This is a genomic window from Umezawaea beigongshangensis (genome assembly GCF_016464305.1).
GTDB lineage: Bacteria > Actinomycetota > Actinomycetes > Mycobacteriales > Pseudonocardiaceae > Umezawaea_A > Umezawaea_A beigongshangensis.
Genome location: NZ_JAEIOJ010000037.1, coordinates 1 through 2,123 on the forward strand (window position 1 = coordinate 1; position 2,123 = coordinate 2,123).

The window sequence follows — 2,123 nt, forward strand, 5'->3', positions numbered from 1 at the left end:
ACGGCGGAGCGGTATCTGCCTGATCCGTTCGGTGGTGGGCGGATGTACCGCACGGGTGATCTGGTGCGGTGGCGCACGGACGGGATGCTGGACTACCTGGGTCGTGCCGACGACCAGGTCAAGATCCGTGGTCATCGCATCGAGCTCGGCGAGATCGACACCGTTCTGCGGGCGCATCCCGACGTCGCCGACGCCGTGGTCGTGGCCCACCAGCACCCGTCCGGCACCGCTCAGCTCGTCGCGCACGTCGTCCCCGCCGCAGACGAGGTCGACCACACCACGCTGACCGAACACCTCCGCGAGAAGCTGCCCGCCGCGTACCTCCCGGCGGCGTACGTCACGCTGCCGGAACTGCCCCTGCTGCCCAACGGCAAGATCGACCGCGCGGCCCTGCCCGAACCGCAGGAGTCCGACCGCGAGCACACCGCGCCACGCACCGCGGCGGAACGGCTCGTGGCCTCGGTGTGGAGCGAGCTGCTCGCGGTGTCCACACCGGACGTCGAGGACAACTTCTTCGCCCTGGGCGGTCAATCTCTGCTCGCCGCCCGTCTTGCGCACCGGCTGAGCGAGGAACTCGACGCGCACGTGCCGTTGCGCCTGGTCTTCGACCACCCGACCCTCGCGGAACTGGCCGCTGCTCTGCCCACGGGCACCGGCGTGGCCCCGCTGCCGGTCGCACCGCGCAACCCGAACCCCGACGGCACCACCACTCTTCCCGCGTCCTCGGGTCAGAAGCGGCTGTGGCTGCTGTGCGCGCTCGACCCGGCTGCGAACCTCGCGTACCACCTGAACGGAGGCGCGCGCCTCCGCGGCCGGCTCGACGCCGACGTGCTCGCGGCCGCTCTGCGCGAGGTCGTGCGCCGCCACGAGGTGCTGCGCACCACGCTGCGCGAGGAGGACGGCGACGTCGTCCAGGTCGTGCACCCCTCGTGGCAGTGGGACCCCGCCCCCGAGGACGCCGCGGGCACGGACGAGGACGACCTCGTCACGCGGTGGCGTCACACCGCCACCGACCTCGCCGACGGGCCGCTGTTCCGGGCTCGCGTGGTCCGCGTGGCCGACGACGAGCACCTGCTGCTGGTGTCGCTGCACCACGCCATCGCCGACGGCTGGTCGCTCACCGTGCTGTTGCGGGAGATCACGACCGTGTACCGGGCACTCGTCGACGGCGCTCCGCTGCCGGGCGACCCCGCCGTGCAGTACGGCGACGTCGCGCACTGGCAGAGCACCCTGCCCGACGACGAGGCCGGGCTCGACTACTGGCGCGAGCAGCTCAGGGGTGCGCTTCCGCTGAACCTGCCGACCGACCACCCCCGTCCGGCCCAGCCCACCCACCGCGGTGCCGCCGTGCCCGTGACACTGCCCGGTGACGCCGTCCGCGAACTCGCCGCGGCGACGAGCACGACCGAGTTCGCCGTGATCGCGACAGCGGTGACCGTGCTGCTGACGGTGCTGTCGGGCAGGCACGACGTGACCATCGGCATCCCGACCAGCGGTCGCACGCGGCCGGACACCGCCGACGTGCTGGGCTTCTTCGTCAACAGCGTGCCGCTGCGCACGACCACCACCCCGCGCACCACTCTCGCCGATGCCCTGCGCGGAACGCACGACGCGCTCACCGCCGCACACCGGCACGCGGACACACCGTTCGACCAGTTGGTGCGCGACCTCGCCGGTCGGCAGGACCAGTCGCAGAGTCCGCTGTTCCAGGTGATGCTGTCCCTCAACGAGACGCCACCGGAGAGCCTGGACCTACCGGGGCTGAACGTCACCCGGCTGGTGATGCCTCCCGCGGAGACCCAGTTCGACCTGTCCCTCCACCTGGAACGCTCCGGCGGCACCATCACCGGCCATCTCACCCACCGGACCGACCTGTACGCGGACACCACCGCTCGGTTGCTCGCCGACCGCCTGGCCGTGCTCGTGTCCCTCATGGTCGCCGCTCCGGACCGCTCGATCGCGGAGTTGGACGTGGCGGGGTCCGTGGAGCGTGTGCGGCGGGCGGAGTTGTCGGTGTCGCCGGTGGCGGCGGTGGGGGACGGTCTGCTGCACCGGTTGGTGGAGGGGCAGGTGGATCGGTCGCCGGGTGCGGTGGCGGTGCGTGCGGTGGACGGGGTGTTGAC

The 2,123-nt window shown here is 72.2% G+C and carries 1 protein-coding gene; it reads left to right on the plus strand.

Annotated features, from left to right (window positions below; genetic code table 11):
* Window positions 1–42: 42 nt before the first annotated feature.
* The coding region (locus tag IMZ35_RS30225; protein ID WP_229373694.1) for a condensation domain-containing protein at window positions 43–2,123 on the plus strand (2,081 nt) is incomplete at its 3' end.